The organism is Puniceispirillum sp. (SeqCode), assembly GCF_965657105.1.
In the GTDB taxonomy this organism is placed as follows: Bacteria; Pseudomonadota; Alphaproteobacteria; order Puniceispirillales; family Puniceispirillaceae; genus Puniceispirillum.
On sequence record NZ_CBFHNB010000114.1, the window covers coordinates 1 to 2,247 of the forward strand.

Genomic DNA, 2,247 nt, shown 5'->3' on the forward strand with positions numbered 1-2,247 from the left:
CCGCCACCTTTTTGCCAAGACGTCACATGACCCGAATTATTACGGCCACCTGTCTTTGACAAACCAACAGTCAGCTTTTTCACCGGTTTGCCTTTGTAAAGGTCAGACTTATCGACCAGAACAAGGTTCCGCTGGCTAGGTGTGGTTGGATTAAACTTCTTCAAAGCCATTGTCTAGACTCCCATCAGGTCAATATTCTGACCCTCGGCCAATGTTACCATTGCCTTTTTCATGTCTGAGCGGCGACCCGGACGGCCTTTGAACATCTTGCTTTTGCCTTTAAGCAGAATTGTATTTACCGCGGTTACATTGACGTCAAACAACATTTCAACTGCTGCCTTGATTTCCGGCTTCGTTGCCGTCAATGGCACCGCAAATGTCACCTGACCATTTTCGCTGGCCTTTGTTGCCTTTTCTGTGATGATTGGGCGCAAAATAGTGTCATAGGCAGCCGCACGGCTCAACGTCACTTTTTCGGGTTTACGTGCACGGATACTCATTTCAAGCGCTCCTCAAGATGGGCCGCTGCGTCTTTCGAAAGAATAAGAACGTCACGACGCAGAATGTCATACACATTGATGCCTTGCTGCGGCAACACATCGACAAGCGGGATGTTACTCGCAGCATTTACAAAACCGGCATCCAACTCTTCACCGCCAATGATAAGTGCATTTTCAGCACCCAACTTTGACAATTGTGCGCGTAATGCAGCGGTTTTACCCTTGCTGACCAGCTTATCCAGAACGATTAGCTTGCCTTCTGATGCCTTACTAGACAAAGCTGAACGCAGACCAGCACGACGTACCTTCTTTGGCAAGGAATGACCATGATCGCGAACGACCGGACCATGCACAACACCACCACCACGGAACTGAACTACCGAAGCAGCACCATGACGCGCACGACCCGTGCCCTTTTGACGGAACATCTTGGCTGTTGTGCGGGCCACTTCTGACCGGCTCTTGACCTTGTGTGAACCAGTGCGGCGCTTTGCCAACTGCCATTTAACAACGCGGGCTAGCAAGTCAGCACGCGGAGCCACTGCAAATACAGTATCGTCCACGGTGATATCACCAGCAGCTTTGTTATCAAGTGTTTTCACATTCAACTTCATCTTGCTATTCCTTCTCGGCTTCAGCATCCGCAGATGATTCAGCAGGTGCTTCAACAGCTGTGTCTACGGCTGGAGCGGCGTCCTGTGCAGAGACATCAGCCTCGGATGGGGCATCAGCAGCAGGGACAACCTCTTCGGCTTCGGTTGGGGCAGCTGGCGCATCGCTCAGCAATCCTGCCGGGAATGGCACACCATCAAACGGCTTTGCCTTGATCGCGTCGCTGATCAGTACCCAGCCATTCTTCGGACCAGGAACAGCACCGCAAATCAATACAACACCTTCTTCATCATCAACCGCAACAACCTCAAGATTCTGGGTTGTGTTGCGAACTGCACCCATATGGCCCGCCATTTTCTTGCCTTTAAAGACTTTGCCTGGATCCTGACACTGACCGGTAGAACCATGCGAACGATGCGAGATCGATACACCATGCGAAGCCCGCAAACCGGCAAAATTATGCCGCTTCATCGCGCCTGCAAAACCCTTTCCCTGGGTGGTGCCGACAACGTCAACTTTCTGACCAGCTACAAAATGGCTTGGCACCAATGTCGCGCCCACATCAAGAACCGCATCATCACTGACACGAAACTCGACAAGCTTTGACTTTGGTAACACATTTGCCTTGGCAAAGTGACCACGCATTGGCTTGGAGACGTTTTTGGCTTTCGCCATGCCTGCCCCAAGCTGAACCGCAGTATAACCATCAACTTCCTTGTTGCGCACTGAAACAACCTGAACATCGTCCATCTTCAGAACCGTCACAGGCACATGATGGCCAGCTTCGTTGAAGACACGGGTCATTCCCAATTTACGTGCGATAATGCCGCTACGCATAATTCTGCCCCTTCCCTAGAGCTTAATCTCAACATCGACACCCGCCGCCAGATCGAGCTTCATAAGCGCGTCAACGGTTTGCGGTGTCGGGTCAACAATATCGAGCAGTCGCTTATGCGTACGCATTTCAAACTGTTCACGACTTTTCTTATCAATGTGAGGCGAACGCAGGACTGTCATCCGACGCAAATTCGTCGGCAACGGAATTGGCCCGCGAACTTCCGCACCTGTACGCTTAGCAGTATTCACGATTTCGGCCGTGGACTGGTCAAGAATACGGTGGTCAAAAGCTTTCAAC

4 protein-coding genes and 1 pseudogene are annotated in these 2,247 nt (G+C 51.2%); all 5 read right to left on the bottom strand.

Annotated elements, in window-relative coordinates; all coding sequences use genetic code 11:
• A pseudogene (gene rplB, locus ACTF7Q_RS10585) lies at positions 1–170 on the bottom strand (50S ribosomal protein L2); the annotation flags it as partial.
• A gap of 3 nt (positions 171–173) precedes the next feature.
• On the bottom strand, positions 174–500 hold the full coding sequence (locus ACTF7Q_RS10590) for a 50S ribosomal protein L23 (RefSeq protein WP_438997798.1): 327 nt from the start codon (positions 498–500) through the stop codon (positions 174–176).
• Positions 497–1,114 (bottom strand): 50S ribosomal protein L4, encoded by a 618-nt coding sequence (gene rplD, locus ACTF7Q_RS10595; RefSeq protein ID WP_438997799.1) that lies wholly within the window; start codon positions 1,112–1,114, stop codon positions 497–499. Before rplD ends, ACTF7Q_RS10590 begins: the two co-directional genes overlap by 4 nt.
• A 4-nt stretch (positions 1,115–1,118) precedes the next feature.
• On the bottom strand, positions 1,119–1,949 hold the full coding sequence (rplC, locus tag ACTF7Q_RS10600; protein WP_438997800.1) for a 50S ribosomal protein L3: 831 nt from the start codon (positions 1,947–1,949) through the stop codon (positions 1,119–1,121).
• A gap of 15 nt (positions 1,950–1,964) precedes the next feature.
• Positions 1,965–2,246 (bottom strand): 30S ribosomal protein S10, encoded by a 282-nt coding sequence (rpsJ, locus tag ACTF7Q_RS10605; protein ID WP_438997801.1) that lies wholly within the window; start codon positions 2,244–2,246, stop codon positions 1,965–1,967.
• Between the last annotated feature and the right edge of the window lies 1 nt (position 2,247).